The sequence below is a fragment of the Bacillus sp. SIMBA_031 genome (genome assembly GCF_046535225.1).
GTDB lineage: Bacteria > Bacillota > Bacilli > Bacillales > Bacillaceae > Bacillus > Bacillus velezensis.
In genome coordinates, this window is sequence record NZ_JAWRXC010000449.1 from 1 (window position 1) to 255 (window position 255).

1 protein-coding gene is annotated in these 255 nt (G+C 65.1%); it reads right to left on the reverse strand.

The features are described from left to right. Positions 1-255, reverse strand: a 255-nt coding sequence (locus SB724_RS20990) for a nitrilase-related carbon-nitrogen hydrolase (RefSeq protein ID WP_410572900.1), incomplete at both ends; no start/stop codon positions are given.

The window sequence follows — 255 nt, forward strand, 5'->3', positions numbered from 1 at the left end:
CTCCGCAAGTCCCACCACCACAGGCAGGTGGAGGTCCAAGGCCGCCGCTGCGATACTGCCAATGAACGGGCCGTCCAGCGGCTCGGCCACTTTGGCGAGGACGGCAGGGGGCTCGTTGCTGGCATAGAGGCTGGACTCGGGAAGCACCAGCAGGTCTGCGCCGCCGCGGGCCGCAATTGTCATCATGTCCAGGATGGCGGTCAGGTTGGATTGCGGGTCCTTGCCAGCGCTGAATTGTCCCGACGCGATTCTCAT